Origin of the sequence: Actinokineospora enzanensis DSM 44649 (genome assembly GCF_000374445.1) — a bacterium.
Taxonomy (GTDB): domain Bacteria; phylum Actinomycetota; class Actinomycetes; order Mycobacteriales; family Pseudonocardiaceae; genus Actinokineospora; species Actinokineospora enzanensis.
The window spans coordinates 467,283-484,595 of the sequence record NZ_KB894404.1; the positions used below are offsets into that span (position 1 = coordinate 467,283).

Below are 17,313 nucleotides of genomic sequence, written 5' to 3' on the forward strand. Positions count from 1 at the left end.
CGGGGATTCGGTGCCGCATTTCCGCGCGGCCCGTCGACGAAACCCATCCTGTTCAGCCGGACCAGTGCCGGTCAACTTTGCGACCGGCGAAATTAATTCCTGCCCAGCCGGTGGGACGCGGCGTCGGCGAGGGCGCCGAGAGGGTCGCTGTAGACCTCCGCGAGTGCCACACTGGCGGCGGACGAACCGAGGATGTGGGAGGTGGGAACACCGCCTGCGCGCACGGACCGCTCCGGCGCCGAGCACACCACCGACCGCTCCCCGACCTCGGTCCGGATCGCGTCGAGGCATTCCGGGATGTCCGCCGCGCCCAATTCCGCCACGATCAACAGGTCCGGATTGACGAGGTCGAACAACAGCGCGGCGGCTCTCCCCACTATTCGGGCTCGTTCCACGAAAAGTGCCCGCGCGGTCGCGTCGCCCGCTTTTGCCGCGGCCAGCAGGTCCCAGAACGAGGTGGCGGCGACCCGGTGCGCCCAGGCCTGGTCGGACACGGTCGCCTCGAAACACCCCCGGTGCCCGCTCGCGCAGCCGATGTCGGGGTCGCCGACCGGCAGGTGCGCGATCGCCCCCGCGCCCGATCGGGGACCCCGGTGCACGGCCCGCCCGGTGCGAACGGCCGCGTCGACCACGTTGCCGACGAACAGGTACAGCACGGACTCATCCGGATCGACGTCGCCGAACAGTTCCTCCGCGTGCATCAGGCCCCGCGTGTGGTTGTCCACGTACACCGGCAGCGGGATATGGCGGGCGACGAGATCACGCAGTGGAACGGACTGCCAACCCAGGGACGGATGCGCCACGAGCGAGCCCGCGTCCACGTCGACCCAGCCTCCGGTCGCCACTCCCACCGCGCGCGTGCTGGGCCGTACCCACTCGGCTGCCTTGGCTGCAACGGCGTCGACGATGGCGGCTGGATCTGTTCCCTGGTAAGGGATCCGGCGCTGGTCGATGATCTGTCCACACAGGTCAGCGACGGCGATGGTGCCGAACTCGTGGGCGAGGTGGATGCCGATCACGCTGCAGGCTTGCGGGTTGACCGCCAACGGGACATGCGGTCGCCCGGCGCGTCCGTGGAGTTCGCTCTGCTTCTCCTGCAACAACCCGATCTCCAGCAGGACCGCGGTATGCCGTGTCACCGCGGCCCCACTCATCCCCACCAACCGCGACAACGCCCGCCGCGACAACGGCCCATGCCGCAACGCCGCACGCAGCAGCGTCGCCGTACTGGACGCGAAACGGTCACCACCGTGCTCCGGGATCGCCGACACACCCGCGATCGTCGCACGATCCCACCTCATCGCCTGCGTGGTTCCACTGCACGGAAGCCCTTGCGTGAACGCCGTACGCGCGGATAGCGCGTCGGAAGGACTTGCGTCAGCGGGTGAGTCCCAGGTGGAACCGCAACAGGCGGATCCGGCCGGGGTCGAGCGCGCCCTCCGCCGCCGTCAGCAGCGCGTCCAGCTCTTCCGCCTGTTCACCCGTGGGCTGTGAATAGGCCGTCACCGCGCCCCTGTCCAGCCACTCGACGAGGTCCGCGCGGGCCGTGCCGCCGAGGTCGGGGTCGGCGACCAGGGCGAGGTCGACGCCGATGCGGGTCCACGGGCCGTGGGCGCGCAGCAGCTGGAGCGCGGCCGCGCGGACATGCCGTGGCCGGGTGGTGGCCAGCAGGGCACGCAAGGTGGGCTCGTCGAGCGTGGACGCCTGGCCGCGCAGTGCGCGGGTCGCCTGGCGGGTGACTGCGGCTGCCGGGTCGACGAGAAGAGGCAGCAGTAGGTCGACCGATACGCGATCCCACCGGCACAGCGCGCGGATCGTCTCGACCCGGCCGCGCGGCCCGGGGTGGGACAGCCAGGGGAGCAGGAGATCCGCGTCGGCGGGAGTCCCGGTCTCGCCCAGGCCCGCGATCACCGCAGGCGCGGGTGTCCGCTCTGCGAGCATTGCCCGATACCGCCCAGCCGAGTCCGCACCGGCCCGGCGCAGGGCGGCCTGCCCGGTCGCCCGCACGATGGCGACTCGGTCGGTCAGCGCGGCCAAGGCGGGCTCGACGTCGCCCGCCAGCGCCAGCATGTGCACGGCCTCCGCGCGCGCCGCAGCCGACCCGCTGGTGAGCAGCAGGCGTGGGACGGTCAGATCACCCGTGGCCCGTGCCGTGCGCACGGCCGCGTCCGCGCACCGGAGTCTGATCCGGGTGTCGCGGTCGCTCGCGGCCCCGCGCAGCAGCCGGTCAAGGCCGAGTCTGCCCATCTCGATGCCTGCGGTGTACGCGGCGCGTCGAACCCGGTGGTCGGTGATCGACAGGCCCGCGGCCAGCACGTCCGGTGGCCCGTCGCGGAGCAGGGCGTCGAGGGTGGTCGCGAGTTCGCCGCCGTGTCGGCGTCGACGCACGGCGAAGGCCATCGGCGCCAGGGCCGTGAACGCCTCGGCCGGGGCCCGGTCCAGGTGCCGGAGGCAGGACGAGCGGGCCTGTTCGCGCACCTGTGGCACCCAGTCCGCCGCGCGCAGCGCCAGCAGCGGCAGGGCCTCGTCGAGCGCCGCCACGGCCGACTGGCGGACATGGCCGTCCCGGTGGCAGCCCGCGATGATCAGGTGCGCGAGGGGCGGAACCGCACCCGAGCGCACCGAGTCGCGGACGGTGTCGATCGCCGCCGCGCCGGGCCACGACCTTCGCCGCACGGCGAAGTCCACTTCGACCAGTGCGGACGGACTCGCCGCCAGCAGCGTCCTGGCCGCCTGGGCGCCATGGCTCGCCGAGAACAGCACCGTGATGAGCTCGTCGGCGGCGCCGGAGCGGCCGAGCGCGGCGTCGTCCACGATCCGTCGAACCCGCACCGGGTCCACGGTCACAGCCGGTCTGGACCGATCACTCGCCATTCGTCCACGTCGTCGCCCGAACACCGGTCCATTCTCGACGTGATCCGCCATGTACGCATGTGAAATAGGACGGATGGGTCCTCCATCGGAGAACCCATCCGTCCGTCACGCGACAGCGGTTACTTCGGTAGTGTGCAGCCCGGCGCGTTCAGGTTGAACTGGTTGCCGGTGGTGATGCAGGCGGGGATGTTGTAGGTCTCCTGCGCGTACCCGATGCCCGAGCGTACGGTCACCTGGCCCGACTGCGAGACCTCGCACGGGTTGTTCATCGTGCAGCGGCCGCCGCTCTCGTTGATCGTGTTGTTGACCGCGACGACCTTGTTGGTGGCGGTGTCGATCACCGGCGAGCCGGAGGTGCCGCCGATGACGTTGCAGGACCGGGTGTAGCGCACGGAGTCGTTCCAGGTCCAGTTGGCCTCGCGCACGCGGTACGCGAACCCGTCGATCGAGCAGCTGTAGATGCGCTTCCAGTAGCCGGACACGACCTGGATGCTGGTGCCCTGGGTGGGGTGCGTGGCCAGCATGTCCAGGGCCCGCGTGTGGTACTGCTGCTGGATCTGCGCGTACGTGGCGCTCAGCTGGTAGAACGACACGTCGGTGCTCTTCATCGTGGCGTAGGCCAGCTTGGTCGCGCGGAGCGTGCCCGCGGACTGCCCGCTCGGGCCGAGCAGCGTGAACGTGCGGCTGGTGGCCTGGTTCACGATGACCTCGTTGGCGCCCATCAGCTTCACGCAGTGGCCGTTGGACATGACCAGCGCGGGGTCGTTGTCGGTCGCGGACGGCGGCCGGACGACGGAGCCCGAGCAGTTGTCGAGCGCCACGATGGCGGAGAAGTCGGCGGTCACCTGGGCGCTGGCAGGCGTGACGACTAACGCCGCCCCGGCCAGCGCGACGGTGAGCGCGCCCACCACTCGCTTGATCATGGAAGTTCCTTTCCGTTGCAGGGTTTCCCCGGCAAGCGTCGGCAAAGTGACGTTCACTCGCCACCCCCGATTGGGTGGGAACGTCCGCGGCACAAAGGGATTCCTCGGGGCAGGGCGGCATCAATCGGGCAACCCGGGGTGATTCAATACATCGAATGCCGCACCGGGTGCTGCGCGTGGCCTCCTGGCAATTGGTAAATCCGGCGGATTACGCCCGCGTTACGGCCGCGGCCCGGATGTCCTGAGTGGACATATCGGGCGGTGTCACGGTGTATCCGATCATCCGGTCACCCATTTTCGTTGACACACAACAAATGTCACGATGGGAAACCTCGGAGCGGGCCGAAACGTTCCCGCGCGAGCGACCGAGAACACGGCCATGGACATCGTGTTCCGCTTTGCCGCACTGGTCACCGCTATCGGTCACGCCGACGGCGTGGCGCTGTCCACCCACTCCGACTTCCAGCACCGCCTCGCGCAGGCCGCCGACCGCGACGCGGTGCTCCGGGCGGCACGCGAGTTCGTCGACACCGGTTTCGTCCGCGGCGCCGAGCAGGTCGCCGACGGGCCCCTGCTGGTGGCCCTGCTCGCCGCGGGCACCGACCCCGAGACCACCGCGCGCGCCGTCCGGGAGGCCGTCGGCGACACCGATGTCGGCCACGACGCGGAGCGCGTCAAGGACACCGTCGTCGCCGCCTACATCCTGCCGGACGCGCCGTCCGCCGCCGACGCACAGCAGCTGGTCCGCGCCTACGCCCTGCTACACACCGACGACCCGGCCGCGACCCTGCGCGCGCCCCTCGCCCTGCCCGACTTCGTCGTGGGCCTGCGCGAGACACCGGTCGTCCGGCCCGAGCCGGACCCCTGGCACGAGGCGCGGGAACTGGCCGGGCGGATCAACGACCTCGCCGCCCGGCGCGACGCCGTCGCCGACGCGATCACCGCCGTGACCGCGCACGCCGAGGACGAGCTGGTGCTCAGCGAGGGCGGCAGGCGCACGATCCTGGACGACCTCTACCGCCAGGTCGGCCGGGCCGAACCCGCCCCGCGCCAGGACGAGAAGCAGCCGACCGAGGCGGGCGAGCGCGGCGCGAACTCGCCGCTGCTGCGGGCCGCGCTCGGCCGGAACGTGACGCTGTCGGGTACCGCCGTGGAACTCCTGGGCGACCGGGCCACACACACCCTGCGCGACCTGAACCTCGACCCGGCGGTGTCCACCATTGCCGACATCAACCGGCGGCTCACCGACGAACACGGACAGCTCGGGCAGCAGCTGCGCGAGCTGGCGGGTGGTTTCGCCAAGCTCAAGCTCCCGGCCGAGGTGGACGACGCCCGCCCGCGGATCCCGCCGTCGTGGCTGTTGCAGCCGGTGGACGAGCCCGACGGTCCGCCGCCGGTGTCCACCGCGCCGCCCACCACGCACACCCAGGTCCGCCCGCTCGGGGTCGCCGACCTCGTGGTGGTGCGCTCGGGTCTCGACCACTACGAGCGGGCCGAGGTCACCGCGATCGAGAACGTGCTCCCGCACGACGTCCTCACCCACCGCAGGCGCGCGCTGGACACCACCGAGCGGACCGGCACGAACGAGTCCGAGGACACCGACCTGCGCACGGCCGCCAAGACCACCGCCGACCAGGACCATCGCACGCTCGCCTCCGGTCCCGGCATGGGGCCGGTCGCCGCGGCCCCCGCGCACGACTTCGCGCAGACCGTCACCGACGCGGTGTCCACGAGCCTGTCGAACCGCACCCGGCAGGTCACCACCGATCGGCTGCTGCGCGAACGCGAGGACATCACCGAACACGTCGTCACCGGCGGCGAATCCGTGGTGCACGGCGTCTACCAGCGGCTCGACGCGGTCCACTCGGCACAGGCGTTCAGGCGCGGCCGCAGGCTGCTCTACGACCTGGTCGTGCCGGACCCGTCCGCGGTGTTCCGGGCGGCCCTGTCCCGTTCGCGCAGTGGCCTGCCGTTGCCCACCAGACCCGCGCGGTTCACCGTCGCGCCGACCGACCTGGACATCGACAACTGGGCCTACTACGCGGCGGGCCACCACGCGAGCGGCGTCGACGCGCCGCCGCCGACCTACACCACGGTGGCCGAGTCGTTCGGCAACCGGGCGAAGGACCCGTTCGCGGTGGACTCGACCACCAACTCGGTGATCTTCGCCGAGGCCCGCACCACCCGGATCCCCAAGGGCTACCGGGCGGTGAGCTGGATGGCCGACGTCAACGCCGAGTCCTACCCGGCGGGCCGGATGGGGATCAGCATCGGCGACAAGCGGGTGCTCGGCTCGAACCCGGTCAACATGGCGATCTTCCACGGCAAGCTGACCGGGGAGACCGACAACCTGCACGTCGCCGTGCACGTCGACAGCGACGGCGTCAACTGGGGCGTCAGCACCTTCTCGGTGGGCGTGGAGATCCTCTGCGAGGCCACACCCGAGCTGGTGTCCGCCTGGCAGGTCCGCACGCACGCGCAGATCCTGGACGCGTACGAGCGCCGCGCGCGCGACTACGAACAGGCGGTCGCGACCCGGGACGCCATCGCCCGGCTGTACCTACAGAACATGGCTGCCGACCGCAAGGCCGCCACCGTCCGCACCGAACTCCAGCGCACCGTCCTGGAGGTGCTCACCGGCCAGAACTTCAGCGGCTTCAACGCGTTGCGGCTCGACGGCCAGGGCTTCCCCTACGCCGACCCGGCGGCGAGCACCGGACTCGCCGCCTACATCCGGTTCTTCCAGCAGGCCGTCGAATGGGACCAGCTGGCCTACGCCTGCTACCCGTACTTCTGGGGCGGGCAGCAGGGCTGGGCCGCCAAGATCCTGGGCGACGAGCCGGACCCGGCGTTCGCCGCGTTCCTGGACGCGGGCGCGGCCCGGGTGGTCTTGCCGATCCGACCCGGCCATGAGGCGGCGTTCGAGCGGTTCCTGGCGACCGGGAACGTGCCGACCACCGATGAGCAGCTCGACGTCGGCGGTCCACTGTGGGTGTCGCTTGTGGACGAACTACGCCGCGGCGCTGGCGACGTCGAGACACCGCTGGGCGAGCCGTGGCAGTTCCGACTGGCCACCGACCTGGTGTGGGCGCGACCGGACGGGTCGGTGCCGAGGTGGCCGGGCGACGTGCCGGACCCGGGCTTCTGACATGCGACCGTTCGACCCGGACGGGGGAGAGTGCGACGAGCGCCGAGCGGACTACCTGGAACGAGTGGTCCACCGGGCGTTGCTCAAGGGCGACGCCTGGGAGAGCTGGCAGACGCGGCGGCTGGCGGCGGACAAGGACGCCGTGCTCACGCTGTGCGACGCGGTCGCCGATCTCGGCCTGGACCAGCTCGACCCCGGTCTGGACGCGGCGGCCGAGGACCTGGCCTGGCTGACCCCGGACGAGCAGGCCGAGGTGCTGCGCACCCGCGTGTCCACCGACGACCGCATCGCCGCACTGGCCCGCGCGGTGCTCCTGCGCGCCGACCCCCGCCGGGCGGACGAACTCTTCGGCTGGCAGCGAACCGGCCTGGACCATGACGAATACTGGACCAGGCAGCTCGCCAGCCCGCACATGAAGTACCTGCTCGACACCGCCGACTTCGGCGCCAACGAGCTGCTGCGCATCCTCTACCTGCTGGCCCCGACACCGGAACACCTGCTCGACGCTGCCACTTGGCGGGACGACCACACCCGTGCCTCGGAGTTTCCCGAATATGGGGAGCGGATGCTGCGGGATCAGTTCACCATCTTCAAGTACTGGTTCACCGATCCCTTCCGCTGTAGCGAGTTCACCGGGGAGGCCAAGAACATCCGGGAGAAGAAGGACCTCAACGGGCACACCGACATGGATCCTGGCTCGGATATGACGTACTGGTCGGAGAACCACCGCCTGTTGTTCGGCACCGCGGAATACCTGGCGGGCCAGTACTGGCCGGACGACCTCTACATCTCCGCCAAGCCGTATCGGCGCGACCCCGCTCCCCGTCCCGGCGACGTGACCGGGGCCGAGCACCGGGAGCGCGGCCGCGCCCGGGTCCGGCGGTGGCTGGACGAGCGGCTGCGGCTGGGCTTCGCCGAGTGGAACGCGCCCGGCTACTACGTCGAGGACGTGCTGCCGCTGGTCAACCTGGTCGACTTCGCTGTGGACCAGGACATCGCCACCCGGGCCGCGATGGTGCTGGACATGCTCGTGCTGGACCTGGCGACCTTCCAGGCGGGCGGCGCGCTGGCCGGGACCTCGGGCCGAGCCTACTTCGGCAACAAGAACTGTGTGTGGGACCAGTCCATCCGGGACTCCACGGAAGTCCTGTTCGGACAGCGAGGCCACTACGCCGGGGTGGACAACGCGGCGGTGTTCCTGGCGACCTCGCCCAGCTACGAGCCGCCGCCGGTGTGTCGGGAGATCGCGCTGGCCGCTCGCGACCCGTTCACCGTCCGGGCCCGGGTGTCGATCACCCTCGCCGAGTCCCGGGACTACGGCGTCGGCTACGAGACCGCCGACGACCTGGAGTTCTGGTGGAGCCGGGCGGCCTACGCGACGAAGTGGACGATCGCGGGCACGCGACAGGTGGCGACCGCGCACGGCCTGCTGGACACCCCGCCGTTCAACCAGATCCTGCCGATGATCGAGAAGGTGACCAAGGCGATCGACGCGGCGGAGGACGCCGCCACCGGGTTCCTCAGCGGGGTCGTGGGCGCGGCCTGGGGGTTCGCCGTCGCGGGTCCGCCGGGCGCGGTGGCAGGCGCGATCGGCGGCGCGAAGCTGGGCGCGGCACTGCCGGACTCCACCGAGGCGGACGTGGCCGACCTGGCGTCGGTGATCACCGAGGGGCCGGTGTTGAGCCGGGCCAACCTGTACGCCCACCGGCTCGACGGCGCGGTGCTGGCCAGTGCGTTGAACTTCCGGCCGGGTCAGCTGAGCTTCCAGAACCTGCCGTGCGTGGCGGCGCTGTCCACCGGGGCGATGGTGTGGACGTCGTACCCGTCGGCGGACAGCCGCCTGCGGATCGACAAGATCCTGGGGATCAGGGTCGACATCGACGAGAAGATCTTCGCGGGCGGCGACGACGGCCCGAACTGGTGGACCGGCAACGTGGTCCAGCCGCGCGTGGCCCAGTACGGCACCGCAGCGATCATGCTCTACCAGGCTCCTGACCTGCAGAAGCTCTTGTTCGGCGAACGCACGCACGCGTGGTTCCCGCGCGCCCAGTTCGACCGGACCGTCGGACCGCTGGCGGGTGCGTGCAACCGGGACTCGGGCCGGTGGTTCTTCGGTCTCGCGGGCGACAGCTACCTCGGGCTGTTCACCGCCCGGGAAGCCGACTGGACCAAGGGCGGCCCATGGAATGATCGAGAGATCCGCGCCGAGGGCGACCGCAACGCGTTCATCCTCCAGATCGGTACCTCAGCCGAGTTCGGTTCCTTCGAGCGGTTCATCGCTGAGGTGACCACCGCCCGAATCCACGTGTCCGGCATCGACGGCGACTCACTGGAATGCTCCTACGACGTTCCCCATGGCCGACGCTTGGCGGTGGAACACGACGGCAACGCCAGCTACCACGGAATGCCGATCGCGGAGGACGACTTCCCCCGCATGCGTGACCCGTTCGCGCGCGTGGAATGGTTGCAGGACCGCTATGTGGTGCAACATGGTGACCACTCGTTCGTCCACGACGTGGTGGCGGGCAAACGGACCGTCGGTCGACGCCTGAACTCACTCGTGCACGACACACCGCTGACCGTGTACGCGCAGAACATGGGCCTGCTCCCATGGCCGCTGTACAAGGGAATCGACCGCGACCGATCCCTTGACCACCTCGTCGACATCCTCCGCGAACGCCGCCCCGACATTGTCGGCCTGAGCGAGATGTGGACCTCGAACGACCGCGAACGAGTCACCGACGGTCTGCGCGACATCTATCCGCACTGGATCGAAGGCCCACACGACCCACTACTGAGCACCCCGTTCGGCGACATCGAAGTCGAAGGCGGCGGACTGCTCCTGCTCAGCCGCCACAAAATCGTGTCGACCCACACCACCGTCTACCGCCACTGCTCCGGCGACGACTGCCTGGCCAACAAGGGCGCCCTGCACGCCCGAATCACCCCACGCGGCAACCCGAGCCCGGTCGACGTGTTCCTCACCCACACCCAGGCCGCCCACCCCACCATCGCGGGCACCACGGCAGGCGCCCGGACGGCCGTCGAGGCCCAGATCCGCCACCTGGCAGCGTTCATCCGAGCCTGCCGAGACCCGCTGACCCCGGCTCTCCTCTGCGGAGACTTCAACGTCGACCAGTTCGCCCACCCGGATCTCCACACGTACCTGGTCAACACCCTCGGCAACCCTGCCGATGCGACGCCGTCGGTCTCGCTGGCCCGCCCCCGACCGACCGGCACCAGCGAAAGCGACGACGGCGACGTCTCCTCTTTCCAGCCCAGCCACCCATCCCGCCCCGCCGACGACCCGGCCCGCTTCGGCACCACCTGCGAACGTCTCGATTACATCTTCTGGTTTCCTGGCGTCCTTTACGCCCAACACCAGGCTTCTGCCCGGGTCGTGGTCGAACAATGGGAACCGGGTCGTGACATGTCCGACCACTACGGCGTGGAAGCGACCCTGGACACCACCACCCAGCTACTGCCGGATGATCAGCCGCTGCGCGGACTGTCCGTCCGCCTCGCGTCCTTCACCTGCCTGCAACCCACTTCCGGCCTGGGCGACGACGAGGTCCGGTTCGAACTTCAGGTGTACACCGCCCATGGCCACCACCAGTCCACCCGCAGCGTCGAGATCGACGAGGTATCCGCAGGCACGGTCCACGACTTCGACACCACCCCACTCCTCTTCGGCGACCCCGGTTCCGAGCTCGCGATCATCGCAGGCGGCCTGGAACTCGACGACCTCTCCGCCGATGACTCCCTGGGCACAGTCTCCCGAACCTTCACCCGAACCGAACTGCAGGCGATGTCCCGGCACCGCATAGCGCTACCGCCATTGACCGGCGACGGATCGGCCTATGTCGTGGAGGTGGACCTCGAAGTGCTGTTCGATTAGGAGTTATCGGCTACAAACGCGAGGCAGGCGCACCACTAGGTTCTGGCTGGACAGTCCTCAGCGGACCGAAGACGACGAACAGTGCCCCACAGCAGACAATCCCACCAGCCACCACCAACCCCGCCGCGCCACCGACCGCACTCCCGACAACCCCACCAACAAGCCCGCCCACCGTGCCCGTACCCCACACGACCGACAACGCGGTCCCGTTGACCCGCCCCAACATCGCAGCAGGCGTGATCCGCTGAACCAAGCTGAGCACATGCACGTTGAACACCGACCCGGCGAACCCGAACACGAACTGCCCAGCGATCAACATCGGCAACGCCACCGCCGACTCACCCAGCACCGGTAGCACGAACCCCAACCCGGTCACCACAATCGCCAACGCCAGTGTCCGGCCCAGTTCGATCCAACGAGCGATCGTCCGCGCACTCACCGCGCCCGCGATGAACCCGATCGTACCCAGCGCGGCGGCCACACCCACCGCCCCCGGACCGAGACCACGGTCCCGATACGCGAACACCAGCACGATCGCCCCACCAGTAGCGAGCCCCAGGTTGACCACGGCGGTAGCGAACATGAGGTTCCGCAACCGCCCGTCCGCCAGCAACACCCGCCAGCCCTCCCGAACCGCCCCTCGCGTCGACACCTTCTCGACCAGCGGCTCCCGATGCCGGATCAGCAACAACGTCACCAACGACGCCACGAACGACAACGCGTCCACCAACACCGCCAACGCATTGCCGAGCAGATCCATCAGCCCACCCGCAGCGGCCGAACCGCCGACCTCGGCCGCGCCCCGTGAAGACTGCAACCGCTCGTTCCCGGCCGTGATCCCCTCCGGGCCTGCCAGCACCGGCATATAGGACTGTGCCGCGACCTCGAAAAACACCGTCAACACACCCACCACACCCGCGACGGCGAACAGGTGCGCCATGGTGAGCCCGCCGAGCACGGCGGCAAGCGGCACACTCGCCGTCGCCACCATCCGACCCACGTCGGCCAGGATCATGGTCCGGCGCCGCGACACCCGATCCACCCACACTCCCGCGACCGCCCCGATCAGGACGAACGGCAGGAACCGCGCCGCCGCCAGCAGACCGACGTCCCAGGCCGTGCCGTGCAGATCGAGCAGGGCGACGGTCGGCAGCGCGATCCGGGAGATCTTGTCCCCGAACGCGCTGACGGTCTGGCCGAGCCACAGCCTGCGAAAGTCGTCGGGATGGGCGAACCGAACGGACATGCGAATCCAATCCTCGGGTGGAAGATCACCGTAGGATCGGCTGACCGACAACGCGGTGTCGGCTATCGGGGGGAACACATGGCAGGCAGACCGGCCGGATCCGGCGGCATCGCGGGCCTCACCCAGCTACACCAGGCCGTACCACTGGTGGAACGCCAACACGCGATCATCGAACTCCTACGCACCCGCGCCCCCCGCCGAGTCCCCGGCGCCGACCTGGCCGAGTCGACCGGCGTGAGCGTCCGAACCATCGAACGCGACATCACCCGCCTACGCGCGGCAGGCGTCCCCATCACCATCCACCGAGGCCCCGGCGGCGGCTACCGAATCGACGCCCGCCCCCGACTGCCCCCCGTGGTCTTCACCCCAGGCGAGGCGTCGGTACTGATCGCCTCATTGGTCGCAGTCGGCCCCTACACATCAGCCGCCGCCCACTCCGCACTAGACAAGGTCCTCACAGCCCTAACCGAATGACTTCCCCCCACAGCCCTCCCGACCCAATCGACAAGTTCCAAGCACCCCTCCCGCCCCCTCATGCGACTACCTAGCCACCCCCAACTCAGCCCACCCCAACCCAGCCACCCCAACCCAGCCCACCCCAACCCAGCCACCCCCAACTCAGCCACCCCTAACCGGACCACCACGCGGGATCGCGCCGGTCTCTTCCAGCCCGATCACGTTCGGCCCCCCGGGCCGCACGTGATCGGGCTGGAAGAGACCGGCTAAAGGCGATCCCGCCGCGAGGCGAAGCCGAGCCAATAAACACAGCAGCAGCCGATATCCCTCCCTAAAAGCCGCACCCGCCCCCGGCGAGATCCCCCCCCGGCAAGACACCCCACCAAACCCAACCCACCTCGGCGAAGCCGAGCCCAGAAAACAAGGAAACCCCTCCCAAAGGAGGGGTCTTTCCTTGCCAAGTTCCAGCGCGTCGGACTCAGCCGCCGATCAGAGCCTTCAGACCAGCGTAGTCGCCCGCACCCAGCAGACGGTGCGAGGTGTCGCAGGGCGAGCTGGACGGGACCATGGTCTGGGCGGCGTTGCGGGCCTGGTCGACGTGGCCGAGGCCGGCAGTGTGCAGGCGCTCGTGGGTGATGGTGGACTGCAGGTCGTACTGCTGGCCGGTGCAGTTGGCCGGGACGGTGGTGAACCACGGGAACTGCTTGTTGTCGATCATGGTGTCGGAGGAGACCACGACGCCCTTGGCGTTGTAGTAGGTGCAGGTGTAGGCGAGGACCTTGGCGGGCAGGGCGCCCCAGCCGGTGACGGACTTGCCGTCGTTGCCGGTGCAGGTGGCGGTCGCGGAGACCTGCGGGGCGACGGTGGTGGTGCCGCCGTAGGTGTAGGTGGAGGCGGTGAGCTTCGGCAGGCCGCAGCGGTTGGCGCCGGTGGCGACGGTGTTGGTGGAGTCGGTGATGGTGCCGAGCGCGGTGCCCGCGATGTTGGCCGGGACGCCGGAGCCGTTGTACAGCCAGTTGAGGTTGCCGACCTTCCAGGTCTTCAGGGCGTAGGTGGTGTCGCTGCACGCCTCGGCACCGGCGGTGGCGGTCGCCGCGGCGGCGGAGGCGTCGCCGCTGTCGCCGGTCACGTCGTCGAGGGTGATGGCCTGGGCGACCAGGGTCAGCTTGTCGTCGGCGGCGGCAGCGGAGGAGGTCGGCTGCGCGATGACGATCACCGCGATGGCCGCGGCGGCGGTGGCGGCGAAGGTGGTGATCGAGCGGCGCATCGGATTCTCCCTGGTTCGTTCTGGCTTGATGACACAAGGTTCGAGGCCGCGGGGAGCGGGTCGGTACGTGACTCGGGTGCGACTCGGGTATCCCGCTCAGACGACACTCTCCGTTGCCGAAAATATGGGGTTTGCCGCTGCCAGGGGACGCGCGAGCGCATGATCATTTCGATGAGGATTGGTTTCTCCGTGACAATCACCCCGAACGGGTGGCCAGCGCCGTCACCCGGCGCTTGGCGACTTCCTCGCGGCGGGTGATCCGGGCGCCCCGCCGGGAGCGCGCACAACGGCCAAGGAGACGGGTGCCTGGGGCACCGGTGACGCCAAACCGCCCGCATGCACCCGGTCGCGGCTCGGCTCATATATGAGCACGTGGAACGCCGCCGTGGCCATCGTCGTATGGGATGACCGGATGTCTTGTCGCGTACCCGGTCGAGGGTGATTCGGTTCGGGCGAGCCTGCCAGGGTCGGTCCACTGGCGACATGCGCGATGACGGCGGGGGTGTGGGTGGCGGGGCGCAGTACGGTGGCCCGCGACCGGTGACGTCGGACGCGGAGGGTCGTGGGGATGGTGGGCGTGGGGCGCAGGACGGTGACCGTCGGGCCGAAGTACGTGGCCATCCAGCGGGACCTGGTGCGCCGGATCGGCCGTGCGGAGTTCCGCGTCGGTGCCGCGTTGCCGTCCCAGCGCGAGCTGAGCCAGGAGTACGGGGTCAGTCTAATGACGCTGCGGCAGGCGCTGTCGGCGTTGGAGGAGCAGGGGATCGTCGAGCAGGTGACCGGGCGGGGCACCTTCGTGCGCGCCCACCGGGTGCCGTACCCGGCGACCGGGCTGGGCAGCATCGCCGACGAGCTGGCCGTGCAGGGGATCGCGATGTCGACCCGGGTGCTGCGGGTGGCGATGGCGTCGGCGACGGCGCCGGTCGCGGACCGGCTCGGGGTGCTGGTGGGGGAGCCGGTCCTGGAGGTCGAGCGGTTGCGGCTGGTGGGGGAGTTGCCGGTGGTGCACCAGGTGTCCGCCGTGCCGGGGCCGTTCGCGGAGGCGTTGGCCGACGCGGACTTCGACAGCGCCTCTCTGTACGGCCTGCTCGCCGAGCGGTGTGGCGCGATCCCGGTGCGGGCCGCCGAGAGCATCACGCCGTTGGCGATCGACGCCGGGGTGGCCGGGTTGCTCGGCGTCGAGCCCGGCGCGCTGGGCCTGCGCAGCGACCGGCTGGCCTCGGACGCGCACGACACGGCCCTGGTGTACGACCGGGCGGTGCTGGTCAGCGAGCGCATGGTGGTCACGATCGAACGGGAACTCTCCGCGGCTGGCTCCAGCTTCCAGTATCGAGTCGACTGATTATGCCTTCTAGAACGCCATGGGATCCAGCGACTTAGAGCCTTCTAGAACGCTACTTGACACCGGGGCATTTACCGGCCGAACATGGAGGCGGCGCACCGCTTGGGGGCGCCACCGTCGCAGGGGAGGTCGGAATGCGCGTCGCCGCCATGGGTGCGCCCACGGAACAGGGATGGTTCGGACGGTTCGGGGGCCGGTTCGTGCCGGAGCCGATCGTCCCCGCCTGTCTGGAGCTGGCGGCCGCCTTCGCCGACGCCTGGGCCGACCCCGCGTTCCGTGTCGAGTTCGACGAGGTGCTGCGCCAGTACACCGGCAGGCCGTCGCCGGTCACCGAGTGCCGCAGGCTGTCGGCCGACCTGGGCGTTCGGGTCCTGGTCAAGCGCGAGGACCTCAACCACACCGGCTCGCACAAGATCAACAACGTGGTCGGCCAGGCCCTGCTGGCGCGCCGCATGGGCAAGCGCCGGTTCCTGGCCGAGACCGGCGCGGGCCAGCACGGTGTCGCCGCGGCCACCGCGGCCGCGCTGTTCGGCCTGGACTGCGTGGTGTTCATGGGCGAGGTCGACATGGCCAGGCAACGGCTCAACGTGGGCCGGATGGAACTGCTCGGCGCCGAGGTCCGGCCGGTGACCTCCGGCAGCCGCACCCTGAAGGACGCCCTCAACGACGCTCTCCGCGAGTGGGTCGCCACCGTCGAGGACACCTACTACTGCCTGGGCACCGTCGCGGGCCCGCACCCCTACCCCCTGATGGTCCGCGAGTTCCAACGCGTCATCGGCGACGAGGCCCATGCCCAGTGCCAGGCCATCGACGCCACCCCGACCCACGTCGTGGCCTGCGTCGGCGGCGGCTCGAATGCCGCCGGGATCTTCGCCGGGTTCGCCGACACCGACGCGGCGCTGATCGGGGTCGAGGCCGCGGGCGGGGCGTCGGTGTCCGAGGGCCGTCCCGGTGTGGTGCACGGCTCGCGGAGCCTGCTTCTGCAGGATGACGCCGGTCAGGTTGTGGAGGCGTATTCGATTTCGGCTGGTCTCGATTATCCGGGTATCGGACCTGAACACGCACATCTCGCCGAGATCGGTCGTGCCACTTATCCGACGGTGACCGACGCGGAGGTGATTACCGCGGTGCGGGTGTTGAGCAGGTCGGAGGGACTTATTCCGGCCCTGGAATCGGCGCACGCCTTCGCCTACGTGCTCAGGGAAGCCGGTCGCGAGATCCCGCCGGGCTCGACCGTGCTGGTGAACATGTCCGGCCGGGGCGACAAGGACATGGACCAGATCCTCGAACGTGTGGACGGTGCCCGATGAACCTCCGATCCCGCGGCCGCAAGCTCCTGGTCCCCTATGTCACCGCCGGAGTCTCGGACAACTGGCTCGACCACGTCCACGCCGCGGTCGACGCGGGCGCGGACGCGGTGGAGATCGGCATCCCCTTCAGCGACCCGGTGATCGACGGCCCGGTCATCCAAGCGGCGTCGGTGCGTGCGTTGGAGCGCGGGACGACGCCGTCGACCGTGGCGCGGGATCTTGCCCGTTATCGCGGGGACGTGCCCCTGATCGCGATGACCTACTACAACCTCGCGCACAATCTGGGGTTGGCGGAGTTCGCGGATCTCCTGGTGTCGGCAGGGATCGCGGGCACGATCCTGCCGGACCTCCCGATCGAGGAGTCCGCCCCGTGGGAACGCGCCGCCGCCGACGCGGGCCTCGCCGCCGTGCTGCTGGCCGCCCCGACCACTCCGGACGACCGCCTGGCGGAGATCTGCCGTCGCAGTCGGGGATTCGTGTACGGCATGGGATTGCTGGGCGTCACCGGGGAGCGCCCCGACCTGGCGACCTCGGCCCGAACCATGGCCCGCCGAATCACCGCGGTCACGGACCTCCCCGCCTTGATCGGCGTGGGCGTGTCGAAACCGGAACACGCGGCCACCCTCGCGACCGACGCGGACGGTGTGATCGTCGGCACCCCGGTGGTCCGCCGCATCCTCGAATCCGACGACGCCGACCAGGTGGCCACCTTGGTCGCGCAATTCCGCACGGCACTCGATACCGCGGCCCCGCCGACACGAGCCTTCGCAGCCGCGGGATGACTCTGTCGTGGTCCTGCTCACGAGCAAGACCGACGCCGAGCCTGCTGGGCCCCCGGTCTTTCGTGCC

General features: G+C 70.0%; 11 protein-coding genes. 6 read left to right on the top strand and 5 right to left on the bottom strand.

What is annotated here, in order from left to right; genetic code table 11:
* Positions 1 to 92 precede the first annotated feature (92 nt).
* From C503_RS0104370 to C503_RS0104380, 3 genes are all read right to left on the bottom strand, one after another.
* Positions 93 to 1,301, bottom strand: a complete 1,209-nt coding sequence (locus tag C503_RS0104370; RefSeq protein ID WP_018680988.1) for an ROK family transcriptional regulator — start codon at positions 1,299 to 1,301, stop codon at positions 93 to 95.
* A 76-nt stretch (positions 1,302 to 1,377) separates the two neighbouring features.
* Positions 1,378 to 2,832: a HEAT repeat domain-containing protein gene (locus C503_RS47240; RefSeq protein WP_156892949.1), complete on the bottom strand. Its 1,455-nt coding sequence runs from the start codon at positions 2,830 to 2,832 to the stop codon at positions 1,378 to 1,380.
* A 161-nt stretch (positions 2,833 to 2,993) separates the two neighbouring features.
* Positions 2,994 to 3,797 (bottom strand): S1 family peptidase, encoded by an 804-nt coding sequence (locus C503_RS0104380; protein ID WP_018680990.1) that lies wholly within the window; start codon positions 3,795 to 3,797, stop codon positions 2,994 to 2,996.
* A 379-nt stretch (positions 3,798 to 4,176) separates the two neighbouring features.
* Between C503_RS0104380 and C503_RS0104385 the strand changes: the two genes are divergently transcribed.
* Together C503_RS0104385 and C503_RS0104390 are read left to right on the top strand one after the other, a co-directional pair.
* Positions 4,177 to 6,945, top strand: coding sequence for a hypothetical protein (locus C503_RS0104385; protein ID WP_020608203.1), 2,769 nt, complete (start codon positions 4,177 to 4,179; stop codon positions 6,943 to 6,945).
* 1 nt (position 6,946) lies between these two features.
* Entirely contained in the window at positions 6,947 to 10,843 is a 3,897-nt protein-coding gene (locus tag C503_RS0104390; protein ID WP_018680991.1) for an endonuclease/exonuclease/phosphatase family protein, read from the top strand.
* Between the two features lie 10 nt (positions 10,844 to 10,853).
* Here C503_RS0104390 and C503_RS0104395 read toward each other — a convergent pair whose 3' ends face one another.
* Positions 10,854 to 12,089, bottom strand: a complete 1,236-nt coding sequence (locus tag C503_RS0104395; protein WP_018680992.1) for an MFS transporter — start codon at positions 12,087 to 12,089, stop codon at positions 10,854 to 10,856.
* Positions 12,090 to 12,167: 78 nt separating this feature from the next.
* On the opposite strand from C503_RS0104395, the gene C503_RS0104400 reads away from it, so the two are divergent.
* Positions 12,168 to 12,563: a helix-turn-helix transcriptional regulator gene (locus C503_RS0104400; RefSeq protein ID WP_018680993.1), complete on the top strand. Its 396-nt coding sequence runs from the start codon at positions 12,168 to 12,170 to the stop codon at positions 12,561 to 12,563.
* A 460-nt stretch (positions 12,564 to 13,023) separates the two neighbouring features.
* Here C503_RS0104400 and C503_RS0104405 read toward each other — a convergent pair whose 3' ends face one another.
* A complete protein-coding gene (locus C503_RS0104405; protein WP_018680994.1) occupies positions 13,024 to 13,812 on the bottom strand; it encodes a hypothetical protein in 789 nt (262 codons plus the stop codon).
* 577 nt (positions 13,813 to 14,389) lie between these two features.
* Between C503_RS0104405 and C503_RS37850 the strand changes: the two genes are divergently transcribed.
* The 3 genes from C503_RS37850 to trpA all read left to right on the top strand — a co-directional run bounded on the left by C503_RS37850 (position 14,390) and on the right by trpA (position 17,246).
* Positions 14,390 to 15,154: a GntR family transcriptional regulator gene (locus C503_RS37850; protein WP_169514492.1), complete on the top strand. Its 765-nt coding sequence runs from the start codon at positions 14,390 to 14,392 to the stop codon at positions 15,152 to 15,154.
* A 134-nt stretch (positions 15,155 to 15,288) separates the two neighbouring features.
* Entirely contained in the window at positions 15,289 to 16,464 is a 1,176-nt protein-coding gene (gene trpB / locus C503_RS0104415; protein ID WP_018680996.1) for a tryptophan synthase subunit beta, read from the top strand.
* Positions 16,461 to 17,246, top strand: a complete 786-nt coding sequence (trpA, locus tag C503_RS0104420) for a tryptophan synthase subunit alpha (protein WP_018680997.1) — start codon at positions 16,461 to 16,463, stop codon at positions 17,244 to 17,246. Before trpB ends, trpA begins: the two co-directional genes overlap by 4 nt.
* Positions 17,247 to 17,313: the final 67 nt, after the last annotated feature.

What these genes read in the sequence shown, in the direction of transcription:
- C503_RS0104400 (WP_018680993.1), top strand. Translation starts at nt 12,168, where the DNA reads ATGGCAGGCAGACCGGCCGGATCCGGCGGCATCGCGGGCCTCACCCAG.
- C503_RS0104370 (WP_018680988.1), bottom strand. Translation starts at nt 1,301, where the DNA reads ATGAGGTGGGATCGTGCGACGATCGCGGGTGTGTCGGCGATCCCGGAG.
- C503_RS0104405 (WP_018680994.1), bottom strand. Translation starts at nt 13,812, where the DNA reads ATGCGCCGCTCGATCACCACCTTCGCCGCCACCGCCGCCGCGGCCATC.
- trpB (WP_018680996.1), top strand. Translation starts at nt 15,289, where the DNA reads ATGCGCGTCGCCGCCATGGGTGCGCCCACGGAACAGGGATGGTTCGGA.
- C503_RS0104390 (WP_018680991.1), top strand. Translation starts at nt 6,947, where the DNA reads ATGCGACCGTTCGACCCGGACGGGGGAGAGTGCGACGAGCGCCGAGCG.
- trpA (WP_018680997.1), top strand. Translation starts at nt 16,461, where the DNA reads ATGAACCTCCGATCCCGCGGCCGCAAGCTCCTGGTCCCCTATGTCACC.
- C503_RS0104385 (WP_020608203.1), top strand. Translation starts at nt 4,177, where the DNA reads ATGGACATCGTGTTCCGCTTTGCCGCACTGGTCACCGCTATCGGTCAC.
- C503_RS0104380 (WP_018680990.1), bottom strand. Translation starts at nt 3,797, where the DNA reads ATGATCAAGCGAGTGGTGGGCGCGCTCACCGTCGCGCTGGCCGGGGCG.
- C503_RS0104395 (WP_018680992.1), bottom strand. Translation starts at nt 12,089, where the DNA reads ATGTCCGTTCGGTTCGCCCATCCCGACGACTTTCGCAGGCTGTGGCTC.